The 19,523-nt window shown below is 71.3% G+C and carries 20 protein-coding genes; 11 read left to right on the top strand and 9 right to left on the bottom strand.

The genetic code is table 11. The annotated features are described in order from the left end of the window. Nucleotides 1-6 precede the first annotated feature (6 nt). Both LRS14_RS25110 and LRS14_RS25105 read right to left on the bottom strand, forming a co-directional pair. Entirely contained in the window at nucleotides 7-666 is a 660-nt protein-coding gene (locus LRS14_RS25110; RefSeq protein WP_257801553.1) for a Crp/Fnr family transcriptional regulator, read from the bottom strand. A 64-nt stretch (nucleotides 667-730) separates the two neighbouring features. Beyond that, the gene (locus tag LRS14_RS25105) at nucleotides 731-1,474 is read right to left on the bottom strand and encodes a helix-turn-helix transcriptional regulator (protein WP_257801552.1); all 744 of its coding nucleotides are present in this window, start codon (nucleotides 1,472-1,474) and stop codon (nucleotides 731-733) included. 266 nt (nucleotides 1,475-1,740) lie between these two features. On the opposite strand from LRS14_RS25105, the gene LRS14_RS25100 reads away from it, so the two are divergent. Further along, on the top strand, nucleotides 1,741-2,112 hold the full coding sequence (locus tag LRS14_RS25100; RefSeq protein WP_257801551.1) for a DUF4148 domain-containing protein: 372 nt from the start codon (nucleotides 1,741-1,743) through the stop codon (nucleotides 2,110-2,112). After that, the gene (locus LRS14_RS25095) at nucleotides 2,109-2,402 is read left to right on the top strand and encodes a hypothetical protein (RefSeq protein ID WP_198156958.1); all 294 of its coding nucleotides are present in this window, start codon (nucleotides 2,109-2,111) and stop codon (nucleotides 2,400-2,402) included. The genes LRS14_RS25100 and LRS14_RS25095 overlap by 4 nt, the downstream gene beginning before the upstream one ends. Nucleotides 2,403-2,490: 88 nt before the next feature. Here LRS14_RS25095 and LRS14_RS25090 read toward each other — a convergent pair whose 3' ends face one another. The 5 genes from LRS14_RS25090 to LRS14_RS25070 all read right to left on the bottom strand — a co-directional run bounded on the left by LRS14_RS25090 (nucleotide 2,491) and on the right by LRS14_RS25070 (nucleotide 8,027). Further along, a complete protein-coding gene (locus tag LRS14_RS25090) occupies nucleotides 2,491-4,104 on the bottom strand; it encodes a gamma-glutamyltransferase family protein (protein WP_257801550.1) in 1,614 nt (537 codons plus the stop codon). A 3-nt stretch (nucleotides 4,105-4,107) separates the two neighbouring features. Continuing rightward, nucleotides 4,108-5,103, bottom strand: coding sequence for a tripartite tricarboxylate transporter substrate binding protein (locus tag LRS14_RS25085; RefSeq protein ID WP_257801549.1), 996 nt, complete (start codon nucleotides 5,101-5,103; stop codon nucleotides 4,108-4,110). A 117-nt stretch (nucleotides 5,104-5,220) separates the two neighbouring features. Next, the gene (locus tag LRS14_RS25080) at nucleotides 5,221-6,132 is read right to left on the bottom strand and encodes a LysR family transcriptional regulator (RefSeq protein WP_257801548.1); all 912 of its coding nucleotides are present in this window, start codon (nucleotides 6,130-6,132) and stop codon (nucleotides 5,221-5,223) included. Between the two features lie 25 nt (nucleotides 6,133-6,157). Further along, complete coding sequence (gene rocF / locus LRS14_RS25075; RefSeq protein ID WP_257801547.1) at nucleotides 6,158-7,072, bottom strand: arginase; 915 nt, start codon at nucleotides 7,070-7,072, stop codon at nucleotides 6,158-6,160. A gap of 37 nt (nucleotides 7,073-7,109) precedes the next feature. Continuing rightward, nucleotides 7,110-8,027 carry an LOG family protein gene (locus tag LRS14_RS25070; protein ID WP_046113775.1) on the bottom strand — a complete coding sequence of 306 codons (918 nt, stop codon included), beginning with the start codon at nucleotides 8,025-8,027 and terminating at the stop codon, nucleotides 7,110-7,112. 103 nt (nucleotides 8,028-8,130) lie between these two features. On the opposite strand from LRS14_RS25070, the gene LRS14_RS25065 reads away from it, so the two are divergent. After that, the gene (locus tag LRS14_RS25065; RefSeq protein WP_257801546.1) at nucleotides 8,131-9,144 is read left to right on the top strand and encodes an Ldh family oxidoreductase; all 1,014 of its coding nucleotides are present in this window, start codon (nucleotides 8,131-8,133) and stop codon (nucleotides 9,142-9,144) included. A gap of 5 nt (nucleotides 9,145-9,149) precedes the next feature. On the opposite strand, the gene LRS14_RS25060 is transcribed toward LRS14_RS25065, so the two are convergent. Beyond that, on the bottom strand, nucleotides 9,150-9,908 hold the full coding sequence (locus LRS14_RS25060; protein WP_257801545.1) for a HesA/MoeB/ThiF family protein: 759 nt from the start codon (nucleotides 9,906-9,908) through the stop codon (nucleotides 9,150-9,152). A 110-nt stretch (nucleotides 9,909-10,018) separates the two neighbouring features. Between LRS14_RS25060 and LRS14_RS25055 the strand changes: the two genes are divergently transcribed. Genes LRS14_RS25055 through LRS14_RS25030 form a run of 6 tightly spaced genes read left to right on the top strand, consistent with a single transcriptional unit; the run spans nucleotide 10,019 to nucleotide 16,398 of the window. After that, nucleotides 10,019-10,741, top strand: a complete 723-nt coding sequence (locus LRS14_RS25055) for a FadR/GntR family transcriptional regulator (protein WP_257801544.1) — start codon at nucleotides 10,019-10,021, stop codon at nucleotides 10,739-10,741. Then, nucleotides 10,738-11,673 (top strand): SMP-30/gluconolactonase/LRE family protein, encoded by a 936-nt coding sequence (locus LRS14_RS25050; RefSeq protein WP_257801543.1) that lies wholly within the window; start codon nucleotides 10,738-10,740, stop codon nucleotides 11,671-11,673. The genes LRS14_RS25055 and LRS14_RS25050 overlap by 4 nt, the downstream gene beginning before the upstream one ends. Before the next feature lie 24 nt (nucleotides 11,674-11,697). Further along, nucleotides 11,698-12,627, top strand: a complete 930-nt coding sequence (locus tag LRS14_RS25045) for a YncE family protein (RefSeq protein WP_257801542.1) — start codon at nucleotides 11,698-11,700, stop codon at nucleotides 12,625-12,627. Beyond that, nucleotides 12,624-14,174 (top strand): sugar ABC transporter ATP-binding protein, encoded by a 1,551-nt coding sequence (locus LRS14_RS25040; protein WP_257801541.1) that lies wholly within the window; start codon nucleotides 12,624-12,626, stop codon nucleotides 14,172-14,174. The genes LRS14_RS25045 and LRS14_RS25040 overlap by 4 nt, the downstream gene beginning before the upstream one ends. Then, the gene (locus tag LRS14_RS25035; protein WP_257801540.1) at nucleotides 14,171-15,256 is read left to right on the top strand and encodes an ABC transporter permease; all 1,086 of its coding nucleotides are present in this window, start codon (nucleotides 14,171-14,173) and stop codon (nucleotides 15,254-15,256) included. Before LRS14_RS25040 ends, LRS14_RS25035 begins: the two co-directional genes overlap by 4 nt. A 35-nt stretch (nucleotides 15,257-15,291) precedes the next feature. Next, nucleotides 15,292-16,398 carry a substrate-binding domain-containing protein gene (locus tag LRS14_RS25030; RefSeq protein WP_257801539.1) on the top strand — a complete coding sequence of 369 codons (1,107 nt, stop codon included), beginning with the start codon at nucleotides 15,292-15,294 and terminating at the stop codon, nucleotides 16,396-16,398. On the opposite strand, the gene LRS14_RS25025 is transcribed toward LRS14_RS25030, so the two are convergent. Further along, nucleotides 16,374-17,345 (bottom strand): LysR family transcriptional regulator, encoded by a 972-nt coding sequence (locus tag LRS14_RS25025; RefSeq protein ID WP_257801538.1) that lies wholly within the window; start codon nucleotides 17,343-17,345, stop codon nucleotides 16,374-16,376. The two genes, LRS14_RS25030 and LRS14_RS25025, sit on opposite strands and share 25 nt — an antisense overlap. A 98-nt stretch (nucleotides 17,346-17,443) precedes the next feature. Here LRS14_RS25025 and LRS14_RS25020 point away from each other — a divergent pair, with 98 nt between their 5' ends. Further along, a complete protein-coding gene (locus LRS14_RS25020) occupies nucleotides 17,444-18,418 on the top strand; it encodes a tripartite tricarboxylate transporter substrate binding protein (protein ID WP_257801537.1) in 975 nt (324 codons plus the stop codon). A gap of 4 nt (nucleotides 18,419-18,422) precedes the next feature. Further along, nucleotides 18,423-19,496 carry a 4-hydroxythreonine-4-phosphate dehydrogenase PdxA gene (locus LRS14_RS25015; RefSeq protein WP_257801536.1) on the top strand — a complete coding sequence of 358 codons (1,074 nt, stop codon included), beginning with the start codon at nucleotides 18,423-18,425 and terminating at the stop codon, nucleotides 19,494-19,496. Nucleotides 19,497-19,523 lie beyond the last annotated feature (27 nt).

Here is a 19,523-nt window from a genome sequence, read left to right as displayed (position 1 = left end):
GGTGCGCTACCAGCGGTCGGGCAGCTGCAGCGCCAGCACCAGCAGGCCGCCTTCCTTGACCAGGTAGCCGCCGCGCTCCAGGTCCTTCATCAGCCGGCTGATCATCTCGCGCGAGCAGCCCACCCGGTGCGCCAGCGCCTGGTGCGTCAGCCGCTCGGAGATGACGCGGCGCCCGGTGGCATCGGGCTGCGCCAGCGCATTCAGCAGGTGGGCCAGGCGGCCGTAGACGTCGTTCAGCGCGATCTGCCGCGCCGACAGCGTGGCCGCCCGGGCGCGCCGGATCAGCCGCGACAGCAGCACGAAGGCGAATTCCGGATGCTCGGCCAAATAGGCGGTGAGGGCCTGCTTGCCCACCATCGCGCATTCGGTGGGCTCCAGCGTCACCACGCTGGCGGAACGGCGCTCGCCGTCCAGGCTCATCTCGCCCACGTAGTCGCCGGGTCCGTAGAGGCCATAGGTCACCTCGCGGCCGTTGCGGTCGGCCGAGAACACCCGCACCCGGCCCGACAGGATGATGAAGATCGCGTCGCCGGCATCGCCTTCCTCGATCAGCAGGGCGCCGCGGGGGCAGCGCATGCGGCTGCCGCGGGCGGCCAGCTCGGCCAGGTGCGCGGGCAGCGGCGGGGGCGGTTCGGGCGGCGAAGGCGGCGGCGGGGCCAGGGGCATCGCCCGATGCTATCGGGCGGCGGCCGTGCCGCGCATCCCGACGATCACCGGCGCGGCGTGCCCGCTACATCGGCATCGTGCCGCCGGCCGACCACAGGCTGCGGCGCAGCGAGCCCATCAGCGGCGGCAGCACTGCCACCGTGCGCACCAGCTCGTCCAGGTTGCGCGCGCCCAGCTTGGTGCGGATGCTGCTGATGTGGGTGCGCGTGGTGGACACCTTGACGCCATTGCGCCGTGCGGCCTCGGCCGGCGAATCGCCGTTGCACAGGCACAGCAGCACGCGGGTCTCGGCGGCGGTCAGGCCATGGGTCTTGCCGAAGGAGACGGCGGTGAGCTCCTCGCACACCCGGCGCTTGCCCAGCACCACCAGCACGCTGCCGGACGCGGTGTCGGCGGTGGCGGCCAGCGGGATCACCGCCACCGTGCTGCGCTGGCCCTGCGGGCCCGCCAGCGCCACCATCGTGCGCAGTCCGCGGTGGCGGGCCGCTTCCAGCGCGGCCTGCAGCGCACCGGCCTCGCGCGGGCGCACGGCGCGCAGCCGGCGGCCGGCCTGCAGCTGCAGCGGATGCCATTCATCCAGCTGCGACAGCGCCGCATGGTTGGCATGCACCAGCTGGTCGTGCGCGTCCAGCACGAGCAGCCCGTAGTCGATCTCCTCCAGCACCTGTGCCAGCGCCAGCGCCTGCGGCACGCCGCCGGGCGGTGGCGCGGGGCGCGACGGCTCGGGCATGCGGCCCTCGCTGCGCAGGCCCATGGCGGACATCGCCGCCTGGGAAGAGGACATGGCTTCCATCATCTGCATCGACATCTTCGGCTCCTGGCACAACAGTCATCGCTGCTGCTTGAAAGCGAGACTAGAGGTAACAAAGCTGCGCAGGGTGCAACTCTGACCGGGGCCTTTGTGCGGTTTTCACCTTCCGTGCACGGTCCTCCTCCAGCGGTAGGAGGCGGTGGCGCCGCCTCCGCCGTCCGGTGGAGGGCCCGCGGCGCCGCGGCGCCTACCTTGGAGCCATGCCGGCACACCTCGGGTGCTCGATGGCCGGCACATCGCGGCGAGCGCCCATCGAGGTCCCTATGAAGCAAGTCCTGCGTTCCATCGTCCCGTCCGTGCTGGCCGGCCTGCTGTGCACCGCGTCCGCCCTGGCCCAGCAGGCGGCCGCCGATGCCGGCCCCACCCGTGCCCAGGTGCAGGCCGAGATGCGCGCGGCCGAGGCCAGCGGCGAGACCCGTGCCCTCACCGGCGAGGACAGCGGCTCCGCCTGGCTGCAGGCGCGCCCGGCGCCGGCGGCACTCAGCCGCGCCGAGGTGCGCCGCCAGGTGCTGGAAGCCCGGCGCAGCGGCGAACTGGGTGCGCTGAGCACCGAGGACAGCGGCTCCTTCTACCTCGCCCGCCAGGGCGGTGCCATGCCGCGCCCGGCCACCGGCCTGGCCGCCGCGCCACGTTGAGCGCCACGGCGCAGGGGCAGTACGCGATGAACCACGACTTCCACTTCCTGAGCCCGCTGGAGCGCCGCTGCCTGCTGGTGGCCGGCATGGCGGCCGGCACGGCGGCGCTGGCCGCGGCGCTGATGCTGTTCGACGACGACGGCCGCACGCCCTGGTTCGCCCCGGGCAGCCCGATGGCCAGCGCCGCCGAGCACTGCGAGCGGCCTTCAGCCCCCGAGGCCCGGCATGCCTGCCTGCGGCGCATCGCCGCGGCGAGTGCCGCCGATGCGGTGGCGCTGGCCGGGCGATGAGACCGCAGTCCAGGCTGCGGCGCTTCGAGCGGGTGCCGAGGATTGCCCGGGGCTGCGCGAGGTCGACCTGGCAGGCGACTGCAGACGCCTAGAACGCGACGGCCTGGCCGTCCTTGCGCGGGTCGGAGCCGGCCACGTAGACGTCGCCCTGCTTCAGCACCAGTTGCGCGCCGCCGAAGGCGAACACGCCGCTGCCGGTCTCGATCGTCACCTCGTGGCCGCGGCGCTGCAACTCGGCCACCACCTCGGGACCGAAGCCGGGCTCCAGCGCCACGCCACGGCCGCCGGTGACGCGCCAGCGCGGCGCGTCGGCGGCGGCCTGCGGGTTCTGGCCGTAGTGCAGCACCCGCAGCGCCATCTGCACGTGGCCCTGGCTCTGCATCGGGCCGCCCATCACGCCGAAGCTCATCTGCGGGCTGCCGTCGGCATGCATCGCGAACGCCGGCACGATGGTGTGCGAAGGCCGCTTGCGCGGGCCCACCTGGTTGGCATGCCCGGCTTCGAGCACGAATCCGTGGCCGCGGTTCTGCAGGCTGATGCCGGTGCCCGGCACCACCACGCCCGAGCCGAAGCCCATGTAGTTGCTCTGGATGAACGAGACCATCATGCCGCTGGCGTCGGCGCAGCTCAGGTACACCGTGCCGCCCTTCTTCGGCGTGCCGTGGCCGGGGTCGGCGGCGCGCTGGCGGTCCACCAGCTTGGCGCGCTCGGCCAGGTAGGCCGGGTCGAGCAGCGACTGCGGCGTGACCTGCATGTGGTCGATGTCGGCGTTGTGGCGGTGCAGGTCGGCCAGGGCCAGCTTCATCGCCTCGATCTGCAGGTGCACCGTGTCCACATGGTCCAGCGGCGCAGCGCCCACGCCCAGCGCCTGCAGCATGCCCAGCGCCATCAGCGCCGCGATGCCCTGGCCGTTGGGCGGGATCTCGTGCACCACCGAATCGCCGAAGGGCTGCGACAGCGTGCCGCACCAGTCGGCCCGGTGTTCAGCCAGGTCGGCCTCGGTCATCACGCCGCCGTGGGCCTTGGCGAAGGCGGCGATCCTGGCGGCCAGCGGGCCGCGGTAGAAGGCCTCGCCCTGCGTGTCGGCGATGGCTTCCAGCGTGCTGGCGTGGCCTTCGCTGCGGAAGATCTCGCCGGCCACCGGCGCGCGGCCGCCAGGCAGGAAGCACTCTGCAAAGCCGGGCTGGCGGCCCAGCCGCTGGCCACCCATGGCCCACAGCCTGGCGATGATGGGCGAGACGGGAAAGCCCTCGCGCGCATAGCCGATGGCCGGTGCGGCCACCTGCGCCAGCGGCAGCTTGCCGAAGCGCCGCGACAGCTCCACCCAGGCCGAGACGGCACCGGGCACCGTCACCGCGTCCCAGCCGGCATCGGGCATGGTGGCGTGGGCGGCATAGCGGTCGGCCGTCCAGGCGGCGGGCGAGCGGCCGGAGGCATTCAGGCCGTGCAGCTCGCGCCCGTCCCAGAGGATGGCGAAGGCATCGCTGCCGATGCCGCAGCCGGTGGGCTCCACCACCGTCAGCGTCATCGCCGCCGCCACCGCCGCATCCACCGCATTGCCGCCGGCCAGCAGCATGCGCAGGCCGGCCTGTGCCGCCAGCGGATGCGAGGTGCTGACCACGTTGCGCCCCAGCACCGCGGAGCGGGCGGAGGCATAGGGCTGCGCCCAGTCGAGCGACTTGTCTAGATGAGTGGTGTTCATGGCCTAATCGATCGTTATTTTCCGGTCGCGGATGAGCTGACCCCAGCGCTGGCTGTCCTTGGCCACCATGGCGGCGAAGGCGTCGGGCGAGCCGGCAGCGGCGGGCTCGGCGCCCAGCTGGGCCAGCTTGGCGCCCACCTCGGGCGCGCGCATGGCCTTGTTGAAGGCGGCGTTGATCTGCCGCACCAGCTCCGGCGACAGCTTGGCCGGGCCATACAGCCCGAACCAGGTGACCGACGAGAAGCCGGGCAGGCCGGCTTCGGCCACGGTGGGCAGCTCGGGCATCAGCGGCGAGCGCTTCTCGCCGGTGACGGCCAGCGCCTTCAGCCGGCCGCTGCGCACATGCGGCAGGCCGGTGGGGATGGAGTCGAACAGCACCTGCACATTGCCCGCGGCCAGGTCGGTCAGCGCCGGGCCGGTGCCCTTGTACGGCACATGCTGCATCTGCAGCCCGGCCTGCGAGCGGAAGGCCTCGGTCGTCAGGTGCACGATGGTGCCGTTGCCGCTGCTGGCGTAGTTCAGCTCGCCGGGATGGGCCTTGGCATGGGCGATGAGCTCGGCCACCGTCTTCACCGGCAGCGTGGGCGGCACCAGCAGCACGCTGGCGGCGTCGGCCACATGGGCGATGGGGGTGAAGTCCTTCACCGGGTCGTACGGCGGCCTGGCCATCAGGTGCGGCGAGATGGCGTGGGTGCTGCTGGTGGTGAACACCAGCGTGTAGCCATCGGGTGCGGCGCGCATGCCTTCCGAAGCGCCCAGCGTGCCGCCGGCACCGGCCTTGTTCTCGACGATGAACTGCTGGCCCAGCTCGGACGAGACCTGCTGTGCCACCACGCGGGCCACGGTGTCGGTGGCGCCGCCCGCCGGGAAGGGCACCACCAGCCGCACCGGCTTGGCCGGCCAGGCCTGGGCATGTGCCGGCAGCTGGGCGGCCAGGGCGCAGGCGGCCAGGCAGGCAGCGGCCAGGCTGCGCAAGAGGGCGGGGCGGGCAAGTGGCATGGTGGTGAGCTGGGGCAATCGAGGTGCCTCGATGCTAGGAAGCGTTGCCGAGCCGATCAAACATGGAATGGGCAATGCAGGCTTGCCGCCAGCGCAAAGCGGGGCGGCGATGCGTCTTCAGCCGCCTTCGGGCAGGTGCTGCTTCAGCAGGTCCAGGAAGGCCTGCACCGCCCGCGGCAGCGTGCGGCCGGCCAGGGTCTGCACCTCGATGGTCCGCAGGTCCAGGCCGGCATCGGTCACCGGCACGGCAGCGATGCGGCCTTCGGCGCGCAGCTGCCGCACCGCCACGCTGCCGGAGACGGACAGGCCGCCGCCCGCCATCGCGAACGCATGCAGCGTGCTCATGTTGTTGCTCACCAGCGCGGGCTGCAGCCGCATCTGCTGGCGGCTGCAGGCGGCGTCGATCATCTGCCGCAGCGTGGTCTGCGGGCCGGGCAGGGCCAGCGGATGCTCGCCCATCTGGCGCAGTCCCAGGCCGCTGGCACGGGCCAGTGCATGGCCGGGATGCATCAATGCCAGCACCGGCGCGGGCTGGCTGAACTGCACCTCGATGTCGGGCTCGGGCGCCTGGCTGAAGCGCAGGCCGATGTCGGCATCGCCGGCGCGCACCAGCGCGCTCACCACCGCCGGCGGCTGCGCATCCAGCTCGAACACGATGCCCGGATGCGACTGCCGGAAGCGCACGATCAGCTGCGGCAGGAAGACATTGGCGAAGGCCTCGGAGGCCACCACCCGCACCAGCCCCATGCGCATGCCCTGCAGCGCCTGGATCTCCTCCAGCGCGCGGTCCTCCTCCAGGCTGGCGCGGCGGGCGTAGGCGGCCAGGATCTCGCCGGCCTGCGTGGGCACCATGCCGCGCGGATGGCGCTCGAACAGCGTGGTGTCCAGCGTGCGCTCCAGCGCCGCGATCTGGCGGCTGACGGCGGAGGCCGCCACATGCAGCCGTTCCGAGGCCACCGTGGCCGAACCGCTGCGCACCACTTCCAGGAAGTAGCGCAGCGCGGTGTCCTGCAGCAGCGGCCTGCGCATCGTCCCGGTACGGCGGCGTGCGGCTTCAGCGCCGCATCAGCGTGCTCTTGCCGAACAGGCTCTCGATCATGTCCACCGCGATCAGCGCGGTGCGGTTGCGCACGTCCAGCGCGGGGTTGATCTCCATCACGTCCAGCGAGCCCAGCCGGCCGGTGTCGGCGATCATCTCCATGCACAGCTGCGCCTCGCGGTAGGTGGGGCCGCCGGGCACGGTGGTGCCCACGCCGGGCGCGATGTCGGCATCGAGGAAGTCGACGTCGAAGCTCACGTGCAGGTGGGTGTTGTCGTCCAGCGTGGCCAGCGCCAGCTCCATCGTGTGGCGCATGCCCATCTCGTCGATGTAGCGCATGTCGAACACTTCCAGGCCCACCTGGTGCACGAAGCGCTTCTCGCCCGCGTCCACGCTGCGGATGCCGATCTGCCGGATCCACTTGGGGTTGACCGCCGGCACGTGGCCGCCGATCTCGATCAGTTCCTTCGGGCCATAGCCGCACAGGCAGGCCACCGGCATGCCGTGGATGTTGCCGCTGGGCGTGAGCTCGTTGGTGTTGAAGTCGGCATGTGCGTCCAGCCACAGCACCCGCAGCTTCTTGCCCGCCTCGCGGCAATGCCGGGCCACGGCGCTGATGGAGCCCAGGCCCAGGCAATGGTCGCCGCCCATCAGGATGGGCATGCGGCCGATGCGCAGCTCGGCCAGCACCGCGTCGTGCACCAGCTGGTTCCAGGCGGCCACTTCGTGCAGGTGTCGGTAGCCTTCGTCGGGCGGCAGCCAGGGGTTGGATGGGCCGATCAGGTTGCCGCGGTCCTCCACCTGCAGGCCATGGCTTTCCAGCGCAGCGGCAAAGTCGGCCACGCGCAGGGCTTCGGGGCCCATGCGTGCGCCCTTGGCGCCGGCGCCGATGTCGGTGGGTGCGCCGATGAGGCTGACGAGGTGGGTCATGTGCGCGGGCTCCAGCGGTAGTGGCGGGGCAGGTGGTTCAGAAGTCCTGGACGTGCGGGCCCTTGCCGCTGCCGTCGTCCTCGGCGTCCAGGCCGTATTCGGCGGCCAGGATGTCGTAGGCCTCCTCGGCCGATTCGACGAAGCGGAACAGCTCCACGTCCTCGGGCGAGATCATGCCGGTCTCGATCAGCAGCTCGAAGTTGATCAGGCGTGTCCAGAAGTCGCGGCCGAACAGCAGCACCGGGCGGCGGCGGCTCTTCTTGGTCTGGATGAGGGTGAGCGCCTCGAACATCTCGTCCAGCGTGCCGAAGCCCCCGGGGAAGGCCACGATGGCCACGCTGCGCATCAGGAAGTGCATCTTGCGCAGGCCGAAGTAGTGGAACTGGAAGCACAGCTCCGGCGTGATGTAGGGGTTGGGCGCCTGCTCGTGCGGCAGCACGATGTTCAGCCCCAGGCTGCGGCCGCCCACCTCGAAGGCGCCGCGGTTGCCGGCTTCCATGATGCCGGGGCCGCCGCCGGTGGACACATAGATCGGCGTGTGCATGCGGCGCGCCCGCTGGGTGATGATTTCCGCGAAGCGACGGGCCTCGTCGTAGTAGCGGCTCATCGTCACGGCCATCTCGGCGCGCTTGAGCGTGGGCGCGTCGGCATCCGGCGACGCACGCACCGCCTCCAGCCGGCGCTGCGCTTCATCCGAAGGCAGGATGCGGGCGCTGCCGAAGATGACGATGGTCGATTCGATGCCCTGTTCCTGCTGGATCAGCTCGGGCTTGAGCAGCTCCAGCTGCATGCGCACCGGGCGCAGTTCCTCGCGCAGCAGGAAGTCGGTGTCGGTGAAGGCCAGGCGGTAGGCGCTTTCGGGGCCGGTGTATCGGTGCGGTGGTTCGGCGATCTGCGCGTCTTCTTCGGCGCTGGGAAAGTTGCGGGCCGTCAGGTCCTGGCGCTTGGTATCCATGCGTGGCGTCTTCAAAGTCGATGCGGGAGCTTAACGCCCGCGGCAAGGCGCGCTCCCGGCTTATGCTGCGCGCCTTGTTCCAGGCAGTACAGGACGCGGTTCGATGGCAAGGATGACGATGGCGCAGGCGGTGAAGCTGGGCGCCGATGCATTGCAGCGGGCCGGTGCCAGCCCGGCGATGGCCGAGGCCACCGCGCAGGCGCTGGTGCTGGCCGATGCGCAGGGGCTGGCTTCGCACGGGCTGTCGCGCGTGCCGCAGTACGCCGGCCACCTGCGCACCGGCCGGGTGGAAGGCGGCGCCCGCCCCACGGTGCACAGCGTGCGGCCCGCCGCGGTGGTGGTGGATGCGCACGACGGCCTGGCCTTCGAGGCCTGCACGCTGGCCGTGCAGCAGGCCGTGGAGCGTGCCGCAGCGCATGGCGTGGCCTGCGCCGGCGTCATCAACAGCCACCATGGCGGCGTGATGGTGGACCACCTGCGCGCAGTGGCCGCCGCCGGCATGGTGGGCCTGGCCTTCGCCAATGCACCCGCGGCCATGCCGGCGGCGGGCGGGCGTCATCCGGTGTTCGGCACCAACCCGATCGCGGCCATCTTCCCGCGCCGCCCGGGCGCGGGCGATGCGCTGATGATCGACCTGAGCCTCAGCGAGGTGGCCCGCGGCAAGCTGATGATGGCGGCCAAGGAAGGCCGCAGCATCCCGCTGGGCTGGGCGCTGGACGTGGACGGCCAACCCACCACCGACCCGGCGCGCGGCATGGAAGGCTCCATGCTGCCGCTGGGCGCGGCCAGCAGCCCCAAGGGCGCGATGCTGGCGTTGATGATCGAACTGCTGAGCAGCGCGGTGATCGGCGCGCACTTCAGCTTCGAGGCCGACACCTTCTTCGTCGACGAAGGCAACAAGCCGCGCATCGGCCAGGCCTTCATCGTGATCGACCCCGGCGCGCTGGCCGGCAGCGGCAGCTACCTGGAGCGGGTGGAAGTGCTGGTGGCCGAGATGCTGCGCGACGAGGGCGTGCGCCTGCCCGGTGGCCGGCGCGAGGACCTGCGGCGCGCTGCCGAGCAGGGCGGCATCGAGGTGCCGGATGCGCTGCTGGCCGCGCTGCAGGCCATCCGCTGACCTGACTAGACAAGTGGCCGGCTGCCGCACACCGGGCAGCCGGGTGTGCGGCCGATGCGGATCTCGCTCCATTCCATGCGCCGCGCATCCAGCATCTGCAGCCGGCCGGCCAGGCTGCTGCCCACGCCTGCCAGCAGCTTCAGCGCCTCGGCCGCCTGCATGCTGCCGATGATGCCCACCAGCGGCGCGAACACGCCCATGGTGGCGCAGCGCACTTCTTCCGGCGGGGCATCGGCCGGGAACACGCAGGCATAACAGGGCGCCTCGGGCCGCCGCGGATCGACCACCGTCAGCTGGCCGTCGAAGCCGATGGCCGCGCCGGCCACCAGCGGCTTGCCGGCCCGCACGCAGGCCGCATTCACCGCCTGGCGGGTGGCGAAGTTGTCGCTGCAGTCCAGCACCACGTCGGCCGCCGCCACCAGCTCGGCCAGCTGACGGGCATCGGCGCGCTGCACCAGCGGCTGCATGCGCACCTCGGGGTTGATGCGGCCCACCGCCGTGGCGGCGGACTCGGCTTTCGGCCGGCCCACGCGCGACAGGTCGTGCACGATCTGCCGCTGCAGGTTGGTGAGGTCCACGGTGTCGTCGTCCATCACCGTGATGCGGCCTACGCCCGCGGTGGCCAGGTACAGCAGCACCGGCGAGCCCAGCCCGCCGGCACCGATCACCAGCGCATGCGCATCCAGCAGCCGCTGCTGTCCTTCGATGCCGATGTCGTCTAGCAGGATGTGCCGCGAGTACCGCAGCAGCTGGTCGTCGTTCATGCGGGCAGCATAGCGGCGGGGCGTCAGGGTAAGTGCGGAGCGCCCGGTTACCGGTAACTGGTACGCTGGCTGAACCAGTCGGGCAGTGCCTTCCGCAAAGACTCCGCACCATGGATCTCATCGCACGCATTCCCGGCGACAACGGCCCAGTCGCCAGGCGCAGCATCAAGGACCAGCTCAGCGACAAGCTGGCCTACATGATTCATTCGGGCCTGCTGCGCAGCGGCGACGAGTTGCCGTCGGAGCGGCAGCTGGCCGCCACGCTGGGCGTGGCACGCGAGACGGTGCGTGCCGCGGTGGCCGTGCTGCAGGCACAACAGATGGTGGAGGTGTGCCAGGGCGCCCGCACCCGTGTGGTGGGCCCGGGCCTGCTGCCGCTGCACGAATCGCTGAGCACGCTGCACAACCTGGGCGAGCGCAGCTTCGACGAAGTGGCTGAGGCGCGTGCCGCGGTGGAGGTGCAGGTGGTCTGGTTGGCCGCCCAGCGCATCGGCCTGGACGACATGGGCCGGCTGGCCGCGCTGGTGACCGAGCAGGAAGCCATGCTGGACGACCCGGTGCGCTTCCAGATCTCCGACCGCGAATTCCACTTCACGCTCTACCGCGCCTGCGGCAACGGGCTGCTGGTGGACGTGGTGTCCGACTTCTACGACTACGCGCTGGAAGTGCGCCGCCGGGTGCTGTGCCAGCCCGGCGCCATCGCGCAGAGCGTGGCCGACCACCGCGGCCTGGTGCGGGCGCTGCACAGCCGGCGGCCGGCCTCCGCGGTAGCGGCGATGCAGGTGCATCTGGAGCAGATCCGCCGCAGCACTTTCGAGGAGATGACGCGATGACGCAGGCCCTGCAGGTGCTGGACACACGCGCGGCCGGCCTGGCCCGCGAGGGCGAGGCGCTGCAGCGCCTGGCCACCGGCGCCACCTGGAGCGAAGGCCCGGTGTGGATGCACGAGGACGGCAGCGTGCTGTGGAGCGACATTCCGGCCGACCGCATGCTGCGCTGGCACCCGGCCGAAGGCCTGTCGGTGTGGCGGCGGGGCGTGGAGTTCACCAACGGCCACGCCCGCGAGGCCGATGGCGCACTGCTGCACTGCTCGCACGGCCGGCGGGCGCTTCTGCGCACGCGCTTCCAGCCCGGCACGGTCACGCCGCTGGGCGAAGACGAACTGCTGGTCGGCCACTACCAGGGCCGCCGGCTCAATTCGCCGAACGACGTGGTGGTGAAGTCCGACGGCAGCATCTGGTTCACCGATCCGCCCTACGGCATCGTGTCCGACCATGAAGGCCACCGCGCCGAATCGGAGCTGGGCCGCTGCAACGTGTTCCGCTTCTGCCCGGCCACCGGCGCGCTGGACATCGCCACCGACTGGCTGCAGGAGCCCAACGGCCTGGCCTTCTCGCCCGACGAGCAGGTGCTGTACGTTTCCGACACCTCGGCCGCCTTGCGCGGCGACGGCGGCGGGCACCACCACATCGTGGCCTTCGACGTGATCGAGGGCCGCACGCTGGCGCGCCCGCGGGTGCTGGCCGTCATCGAGCCAGGCCTGGCCGATGGCTTCCGCGTGGACAGCCGCGGATGGATCTTCACCAGCAGCGCCAGCGGCGTGCAGGTGATCCATCCCGACGGCTCGCTGCTGGCGCACATCCCGGTGCCGGAGAAGGTGGGCAACCTCACTTTCGGCGGACCGGCGCGCGACGAGTTGTTCATCTGCGCCAGCACCTCGCTGTATCGCATCCGGCTGAATGCCCGCGGCATCCAGCGGCCCTGAGCTCTCCCACCCGACCCGCCGCCCATGACACGCGAAACCCTGCTCCTGGTAGAGAAGTGCGCCCACAGCTTCAGCTGGTATGACCTGGCCAGCGGCGAGCGCCTGCGCACCCTGAAGCTGCCTGACTTTCCGCACGAGGTCGTGGTCGATGCGCAGCAGCGCTTCGCCTATGTGGGCCAGTACGGCGTGGAAACCTCCGGCCACACCGGCGCGGGCGGTCACACGCTGCTGCAGATCGACATCCGCTCGGCCGAACTCGTGCGGTCGATCGACCTGTATCCCTTCAACCGCATCCATGGCCTGCAGTTGGATGCGCAGGGGCGGCTGTTCGCGCTCAGCGAGGAAAAGGCGGTGCTGCTGGTGCTGGACGACCCGGCGCAGGCCACCGCGCCTTCACGTGCGGTGCCGGTGGGCGGGCTCAAGAGCCATCTGTTCACCTTGAGCGCCGGTGGTCACACCGCCTGGTGCATGAACCTGCTGAGCCACACCGTCACCCGCGTGCGGCCCTTCGAGCCGATGGTGCCGCCGTTGGCCTGCCAGCCCGGCGCCAAGCCGGAAGGCTGCTGCTTGAGCGAGGACGAGCGCACGCTGTACGTCACCAACCGGCTGAGCGACACGCTGTGCGCCATCGATGCCGAGACCATGGCCGTGCAGCGCACCGTGCCCACCCGGCACGACGCCACGCGGCTGTACCGCCTGCCCGGCGGCCTGCTGCTGGCCACCAACTACGGCGACCGCAGCCTGTCGGTCTTCGACGCCGCGACGCTGCAGGAAGTGGCCCACCTGGCGCTGCAGGCGCGGCCCATCGCGGCCTCGCTGCATCCGGTGCGTGCGCAGGCGCAGGTGTCTCTGGACGACGACCGCGTGATCGTGCTCGACCTGAGCCGGCTGCAGGTCCTGCATGAGTTCAAGACCGGGCGCGAGCCCGACGTCAGCAAGGTGGTGCTGCTGTGAGTGCCGCTGGGAGTGCGGCCCAGCGCGGTGCGCCGCTGCTGCAGTTCCAGGCCGTCAGCAAGCGCTTCGGCGGCACGCAGGCGGTGGATGCGGTGAGTTTCGACGTGCATCCCGGCGAGATCGTGGCCCTGCTGGGCGAGAACGGCGCCGGCAAGTCCACGCTCATCAAGCTGCTGGCCGGCATCTACCCGATCGACAGCGGCGAGATGCGCTTCGACGGCCGGCCGGAATCCGAATGGCGCAGCACTGACCGCAGCCACCAGCCGGTGGCCTTCATCCACCAGGACCTGGGCCTGGTGGAGTGGATGACGGTGGCCGAGAACGTGGCGCTGGGCATGGGCTACCGCCGCCGCTTCGGCCTGATCGACTGGCGCGCCGCGGCCGATGCGGCGCGCCGCGTGATGGCGCGTGTGGGCTGCGACATCGACCCCGGCCGTCGTGTGTTCTCGCTCACCCGGGCCGAAAAATCGCTGCTGGCCATCGGCCGCGCGCTGGAGGTGCAGGCCCGGCTGCTGGTGCTGGACGAGCCCTCGGCCAGCCTGCCGATGGCCGACGTGGAGCGCCTGTTCGGCGTGCTGCGCGAGCTGCGCCGCAAGGGCATGGCGATGATGTACGTCTCGCACCGGCTGGACGAGGTGATGGCGCTGAGCGACCGCTGCGCCGTGATGCGCGACGGCAAGCTGGTGGACACGCGCGTGACGGCCAAGACCACCGAGGCCGAGCTGGTGCACCTGATCGTCGGCAAGGCCCTGGGCGCGGCAGTGCCCAAGGTTCGCCCGCCATCCGCAGCGGCCACCGTGCTCGAGCTGCAAGGCGCGGCCAGCGGCAATGCCGGCCCGCTGGACCTGTCGGTGCGCCGCGGCGAGGTGCTGGGCCTGGTGGGCCTGCGGGGCGCGGGGCATGAGGCCATCAGCCGCGCGATGTTCGGGCGAGAGCCGCTGTCTGCCGGTCGCCTGCTGTCGGGCGGCCGGCCGGTGGTGCTGCGCTGCCCGGCCGATGCCATTGCGGCCGGCATTGCCTACGTGGCCGGCGAGCGGCTGGAGGAGAACCTGGCTGGCGGCATGAGCGTGCAGGAGAACCTGTTTCCCAACCCGGTGCTGCAGGGCGATCGCGGCCTGTCGCCCGACCGCCGCCGGCGCGAGGCCGCCAGCGCGATGGCGCTGATTCGCCGCTTCGACGTCAACCCGCCGGCACCTGCCGCGCAGGTGCAGCAGCTGTCCGGCGGCAACCAGCAGAAGGTGGTGCTGGCGCGCTGGTTCCACCTGGACAAGCCGGTGACGGTGCTGGAAGAGCCCACCGCCGGCGTCGACGTGGGCGCCAAGCGGCAGATCTATGCCGTGCTGCGCGAGCGCGCCGAGGCGGGCATGGCCATCGTGGTCGTGTCCACCGACTTCGAGGAAGTGGCCACGGTGTGCACGCGGGTGCTGGTGTTCCGCCATGGCCTGATCGCCGCGGAGTTGAGCGGCGCCGACATCACGGTGGAACGCCTGCTGGCCCTGGCGGCCGGTGGTGCCGCCCACCGCCCACAAGAACTGGAGACCGCATGACCTCGTCCATCCGATCCACCGCGCTGGAGCCCGATGCCGCGCTCGACGGCGACGCACCCACGCTGGCCCAGCGCCTGGGCCGTGCCGTGCCCGTGTATGGCCTCGTGGGCCTCACCGTGGCGCTGGCGCTGCTGTTCGCCCTGCTGCTGCCCGACACCTTTCCCACGCTGTTCAACCTGCGGGCGATCCTGTCGGACAAGTCGGTGATCGCGCTGCTGGCGCTGGCCGCCACCATCCCGATGATCACCGGCAAGATCGACCTGACGGTGGGCTACGGCATCGTGCTGTGGCACATCCTGGCCATCAGCCTGCAGACGCGCTACGGCTTGCCGTGGCCCGCCGCCGTGCTGGTGGTGCTGGCGGGCGCGGCGGCCTTCGGCGTGCTGAACGGGCTGCTGGTCGAGCGGGTGCAGATCGATTCCTTCATCGCCACGCTGGGCACCGGCACCGTGCTGTATGCAGTGGCCATGTGGCACAGCGGCGGCCGCCAGGTGGTGGGCGAGCTGCCCGAGGCCTTCGTCGCGCTGGCCGGCGGCGAACTGCTGGGCCTGCCCATCGGCGCCTTCTACGTTCTGGCGGTGGCGCTGGCGCTGTGGCTGGTCACCGAGTTCACGCCCACCGGGCGTGCGCTGTATGTGATCGGCGCCAACCCGAAGGCGGCAGAGCTCAACGGCATCTCGGTGCGCAAACATGTGCTGGGCGCCTTCGTCGCCTCGGGCCTGCTGTCGGGCTTTGCGGGAGTGCTGCTGGCCTCGCGGCTGCAGATCGGCCAGGCCAGCGTGGGGCTTGAATTCCTGCTGCCGGCGCTGGTGGGGGCCTTCCTGGGCTCCACCACCATCCGCCCCGGCCGGGTGAACGTGTGGGGCACGCTGGTGGGCGTGGCCATCCTGGCCATCGGCATCTCGGGCATCCAGCAGTTCGGCGGTGCCTTCTATGTGGAGCCGCTGTTCAACGGGCTCACGCTGCTGGTGTCCATCGGCATCGCCGGCTGGGCGCAGCAGCGCCGCAACCTCTCGATCAAGCGCCGCATCGCGGCGCGGCAGCTGGCCGACGCCGGCCCGGCCGCCACCCCGGCGCACTAGCCGCCACCGCCGTAAGCATCCACCGAGGAGACAACATGAAGACGATGAACAAGCGCCTGCTGGCGGCGCTGGCTGCCGCATGCCTGCTGCCCGCCAGCCTGGCCCATGCCGATGACTTCCTGGAGCGCGCGCGGCAGAAGGTGGCCGCCGCCATCGCCCCCAAGACGCAGTGGGACGGACCCACCACCGGCCCGAAGGCCGTGGCAGGCAAGACGCTGGTGTTCGTCGCCGCCGACATGAAGAACGGCGGCATCCTGGGTGTGTCCCGCGGCGTTGAAGAGGCGGGCAAGGCCATCGGCTGGTCGGTCCGGGTGATCGATGGCCAGGGCTCGGTCAGCGGCCGCACCGCAGCGATGAACCAGGCGCTGGCGCTCAAGCCAGCCGGCATCGTGGTGGGTGGCTTCGACACCACCGAGCAGAAGGTGGCCTTCGACGCGGCAGCCAAGTCCAAGATTCCGTTGGTGGGCTGGCATTCGGGCGAGAAGCCCGGGCCCAATGCGGCGGCCGGCCTGTTCGCCAACGTCACCACCACGGCCGACGACGTTTCGGAGGCCGCAGCGCTGTGGGCGGTGACCGATTCCGGCGGCAAGGCTGGCGTGGTCATCTTTACCGACAGCCAGTACGCCATCGCCGTCTACAAGGCCAGGGCGATGGAGGCGGTGATCCGCCAATGCGGCGGCTGCACCGTGCTGGGCTACGAGGACAGCCCCATCAGCGAAAGCTCCACCCGCATGCCGCAGCTCACCACCGCGCTGCTGCAGCGCCACGGCGACAAATGGACCCACTCGCTGGCGATCAACGACCTGTACTTCGACTTCATGGGCCCTTCACTGCAGGCCGCGGGCAAGAAAGGTGACGGCGCGCCCAAGGCCGTGTCGGCCGGGGATGGTTCCGAAGCCGCCTACCAGCGCATCCGCGCCAGGCGCTACCAGGCCGGCACCGTGCCCGAGCCGCTGAACATGCAGGGCTGGCAGATCGTTGATGAAGTCAACCGTGCCCTGGCCGGCCAGCCGTGGTCGGGCTATGTGCCGCGGGTGCACCTGGTGGTGGCGGCCAACGTGGGCCAGGACGGCGGGCCGAAGAACCTGTTCGACCCCGACAACGGCTACCGCGACCGCTACAAGGCCATCTGGGGCCGCTGAGCCGCCGCGCCGGCCTCGCCGTCGCCGTGCAGCAGCGCCAGGAAGCGCTGCGCGGCCGGCGTCAGCGGCCGGCCGCGCAGCACCACCGAGCCGTAGGGGTCCAGCTGGTGCGACAGCTGCAGCGGCAGCACCCGCAGCAGCTTCATCGCCGCATAACGCGCCGCCAGCGAGGCCGGCACCACCGCCACCATGGGCGCTTCACCGATGAGGAACAGCGTGGTCAGGATCGAAGAGGTTTCCACCAGGTTGGGCGGCGTGTCCACGCCGTGCAGCCGGAATTCACGCTCCAGCACCTCGCGCATCGGGGATTCACGCGGCTGCAGGATCCACGGCTGCTCCACCAGGCGGGCGATGCTGAGCCTGCGTGCACGTGCCAGCGGATGCTGCGGCCCCACCACGATGCTCAACGCCTCGCTGTCCAGCACGCGGAACTGGTGCTCGGCATGCAGGTGCCCGTCGGCCATGCGGCCGATCACCAGGTCCAGCTTGCCTTCGCCCAGGAGGTCCAGCAGGCGGTCGCTGGTCTCGGTCAGCACGCTCAGGCGCAGCCGCGGCTGCTCCTGTTTGATGCGCGCCACCGTGCGTGTGAGCAGCGTGGGCGAGGGCGCCAGGATGCTGCCCACCGCCAGGCTGCCCGCGCCGCCGGCGCCCAGGTCGGCCAGTTCCCGTGCGAGCGCCTCCATGGAACCGCGCAGGCCGCTGAAATGCGCCATCACCGCCGCGCCGGCCGGCGTGGGCCGCAGGCCGCGGCCCTGGCGCTGGAACAGCTGCACACCCAGGGCCGCCTCCAGCTCGCGCAGCATCACGGTGGCGGCCGGCTGGGTCATGCCCAGTTGCGCCGCCGCGGCGCGCAGCGTGCCCAGCGCCTGCACTTCCAGCAGCAGGGCCACCTGGCGCAGCCGCACCCGGTTGAGCAGGGCCTGCACCGAAGGCGTGGCAGTGTTCATCGATAAAGCCCGTTTATCGGTAGATGATGGATTTTCAGTTTACCGGCAAGCATTGGCTGCCTAGCATGGACCCACATTCCAGAAGTACGGAGACTGCCATGCCATCCACCCGCGCCCGGTTCCGCGCCCTGTCCTGTGTGCTTGCCTGCGCCGCTTCCCTCGGCGCCGCGCAGGCTGAGGACTGGCCCACCCGCCCGCTGCGCATGCTGGTGGGTTCCTCACCCGGCGGCGGCACCGATGCGATGGCCCGCGCCGTGGCCGACAAGCTGGGCCCGGCGCTGTCCACCACCGTGGTGGTGGAGAACAAGCCCGGCGCCAGCAACACCCTGGCCGCCGACGCCACCGCCAAGTCCACCGACGGCCACACGATGGTGATGGGTGTGTCCACCGCGCATGCCATCGCGCCCTACCTGTACAAGCTGGCCTACGACAACGGCCGCGACCTGGTGCCGGTGGCCTACGTGGGTGCGGTGCCCAACGTGCTGGTGGTCAACAACGAACTGGGCGTCAAGACGGTGGCCGAGCTGGTGGCCCTGGCGCGCCAGCAGCCGGGCAAGCTCAACTTCGCCTCCAGCGGCGCAGGGAGCACGCAGCACATCGCGGCGGAGCTGTTCAAGGAGGCCAGCGGCACCTTCATCACCCACATTCCCTACCGCGGCAGCGGCCCCGCGCTGGTGGATCTGATGGCCGGCAACGTGCAGATGAGCTTTGACACCCTGGCCTCGGTGCTGCCGCACATCAGGAGCGGCAAGGTGCGCGCGCTGGCCGTCGCCTCCGCGCGCCGCAGCGCCGCGCTGCCGCAGGTGCCCACGCTGGCGGAGGCCGGCGTCAAGGGCGTGGAGATGAGCGCCTGGTATGGCATCTACATGCCGGCGGCCACGCCACGCAACGTGCAGGAACGGGTGCAGGCCGAGGTGGCCCGGCTGCTGGAGCTGCCCGATTCGCAGGCCCGCCTGGCCGCCATCGGCGCCGAGGTGGCACCGATGAGCCAGGCCCAGTTCGCGGCCTTCCACCAGGCCGAGAACGTCCGTTATGCCGAGCTGATCAAGAAGCGCGGCATCCGCATCGATTGAGCACATGACCTCCTCTTCCATGGACCACACCCCCGGCCCGTCCGAGCCCCCCGTCGTCGCGCTCACGCTGGGCGACCCTGCCGGCATCGGCCCCGAACTCATCGCCCGGCTGCTGGCCCGGCCCGACCTCACCTGCCTAGGCAAGCTGGTGCTGGTGGGCGACGCATGGCTCTGGGCCGAAGGCCAGCGCGTGGCCGGCCTGCAGGTGCGCACCGAGCCGGTGGCTTCGCTGGCCGAGGTGCGCGCGCGGCCGGCCGACGCACCGCCTGCCTTCCTGGCCGTCGACACCGTGCAGCCGGCGCAGGTGCGCGTGGGCCAGGCCGATGCGGCGGGCGGCGCCTCGGTGCTGAAGGTGCTGGACCGCTGCATGGACGCCGCCCTGGCGCGCCAGGTGGACGCCATCTGCTTCGCCCCGTTGAACAAGCATGCGATGAAGCAGGGCGGCCTGCGCCATGACGACGAGCTGCACCACTTCGCGCAGCACCTGGGCGTGACCGGCTACTTCTGCGAGTTCAACACCCTGGGCGGGCTGTGGACCGCGCGCATCTCCTCGCATGTGCCGCTGCGCGAGGTGGCCTCGCTGGTGACGGTGCCGCGCATCGTCGATGCCGCCACGCTGATCTACCGCTCGCTGCAGGCCAACGGCGTGGCCCGGCCGCGGGTGGCGGTGGCCGGCTTCAATCCGCACAACGGCGATGGCGGCACCTGCGGCCGCGAGGAGATCGACGTCATCGAGCCCGCGGTGCGCGAACTGGAGCGCCTGGGCATGCCGGTGCAGGGTCCTTATCCGGCCGACACCATCTTCCTGCGGGCGCGCGACGGCGAGCTGGATGCCATCGTCACCATGTACCACGACCAGGGCCAGATCGCGATCAAGCTGATGGGCTTCAGCCAGGGCGTGACGGTGCAGGGCGGCCTGCCCATCCCCATCACCACGCCCGCCCACGGCACCGCCTACGACATCGCTGGCCAGGGCCGCGCCAACGTCGATGCCACCGCCAATGCCCTGCGCATCGCCTGCCGCATGGGCCGCACCTACCGCGACGGCCGCTCGCTGTTCGGCCAGGCCGCGCACTGAACACCGCACCACCACCCGAGGAGACGA

The organism is Aquincola sp. J276 (genome assembly GCF_024700035.1).
Lineage (GTDB): Bacteria > Pseudomonadota > Gammaproteobacteria > Burkholderiales > Burkholderiaceae_C > Aquincola > Aquincola tertiaricarbonis.
Note: the sequence above shows the minus strand (reverse complement) of the source record. Positions and strands in the feature narration are given on the sequence as shown.

Bases quoted from the DNA above. Each gene is read 5' to 3' on its own strand.
- LRS14_RS25025 (WP_257801538.1), bottom strand. From the start codon at position 17,345: ATGAACACTGCCACGCCTTCGGTGCAGGCCCTGCTCAACCGGGTGCGG.
- rocF (WP_257801547.1), bottom strand. From the start codon at position 7,072: ATGACCCACCTCGTCAGCCTCATCGGCGCACCCACCGACATCGGCGCC.
- LRS14_RS25035 (WP_257801540.1), top strand. From the start codon at position 14,171: ATGACCTCGTCCATCCGATCCACCGCGCTGGAGCCCGATGCCGCGCTC.
- LRS14_RS25020 (WP_257801537.1), top strand. From the start codon at position 17,444: ATGCCATCCACCCGCGCCCGGTTCCGCGCCCTGTCCTGTGTGCTTGCC.
- LRS14_RS25030 (WP_257801539.1), top strand. From the start codon at position 15,292: ATGAAGACGATGAACAAGCGCCTGCTGGCGGCGCTGGCTGCCGCATGC.
- LRS14_RS25085 (WP_257801549.1), bottom strand. From the start codon at position 5,103: ATGCCACTTGCCCGCCCCGCCCTCTTGCGCAGCCTGGCCGCTGCCTGC.
- LRS14_RS25090 (WP_257801550.1), bottom strand. From the start codon at position 4,104: ATGAACACCACTCATCTAGACAAGTCGCTCGACTGGGCGCAGCCCTAT.
- LRS14_RS25100 (WP_257801551.1), top strand. From the start codon at position 1,741: ATGAAGCAAGTCCTGCGTTCCATCGTCCCGTCCGTGCTGGCCGGCCTG.
- LRS14_RS25050 (WP_257801543.1), top strand. From the start codon at position 10,738: ATGACGCAGGCCCTGCAGGTGCTGGACACACGCGCGGCCGGCCTGGCC.
- LRS14_RS25070 (WP_046113775.1), bottom strand. From the start codon at position 8,027: ATGGATACCAAGCGCCAGGACCTGACGGCCCGCAACTTTCCCAGCGCC.
- LRS14_RS25105 (WP_257801552.1), bottom strand. From the start codon at position 1,474: ATGTCGATGCAGATGATGGAAGCCATGTCCTCTTCCCAGGCGGCGATG.
- LRS14_RS25065 (WP_257801546.1), top strand. From the start codon at position 8,131: ATGGCAAGGATGACGATGGCGCAGGCGGTGAAGCTGGGCGCCGATGCA.
- LRS14_RS25055 (WP_257801544.1), top strand. From the start codon at position 10,019: ATGGATCTCATCGCACGCATTCCCGGCGACAACGGCCCAGTCGCCAGG.
- LRS14_RS25080 (WP_257801548.1), bottom strand. From the start codon at position 6,132: ATGCGCAGGCCGCTGCTGCAGGACACCGCGCTGCGCTACTTCCTGGAA.
- LRS14_RS25060 (WP_257801545.1), bottom strand. From the start codon at position 9,908: ATGAACGACGACCAGCTGCTGCGGTACTCGCGGCACATCCTGCTAGAC.
- LRS14_RS25045 (WP_257801542.1), top strand. From the start codon at position 11,698: ATGACACGCGAAACCCTGCTCCTGGTAGAGAAGTGCGCCCACAGCTTC.
- LRS14_RS25015 (WP_257801536.1), top strand. From the start codon at position 18,423: ATGACCTCCTCTTCCATGGACCACACCCCCGGCCCGTCCGAGCCCCCC.
- LRS14_RS25110 (WP_257801553.1), bottom strand. From the start codon at position 666: ATGCCCCTGGCCCCGCCGCCGCCTTCGCCGCCCGAACCGCCCCCGCCG.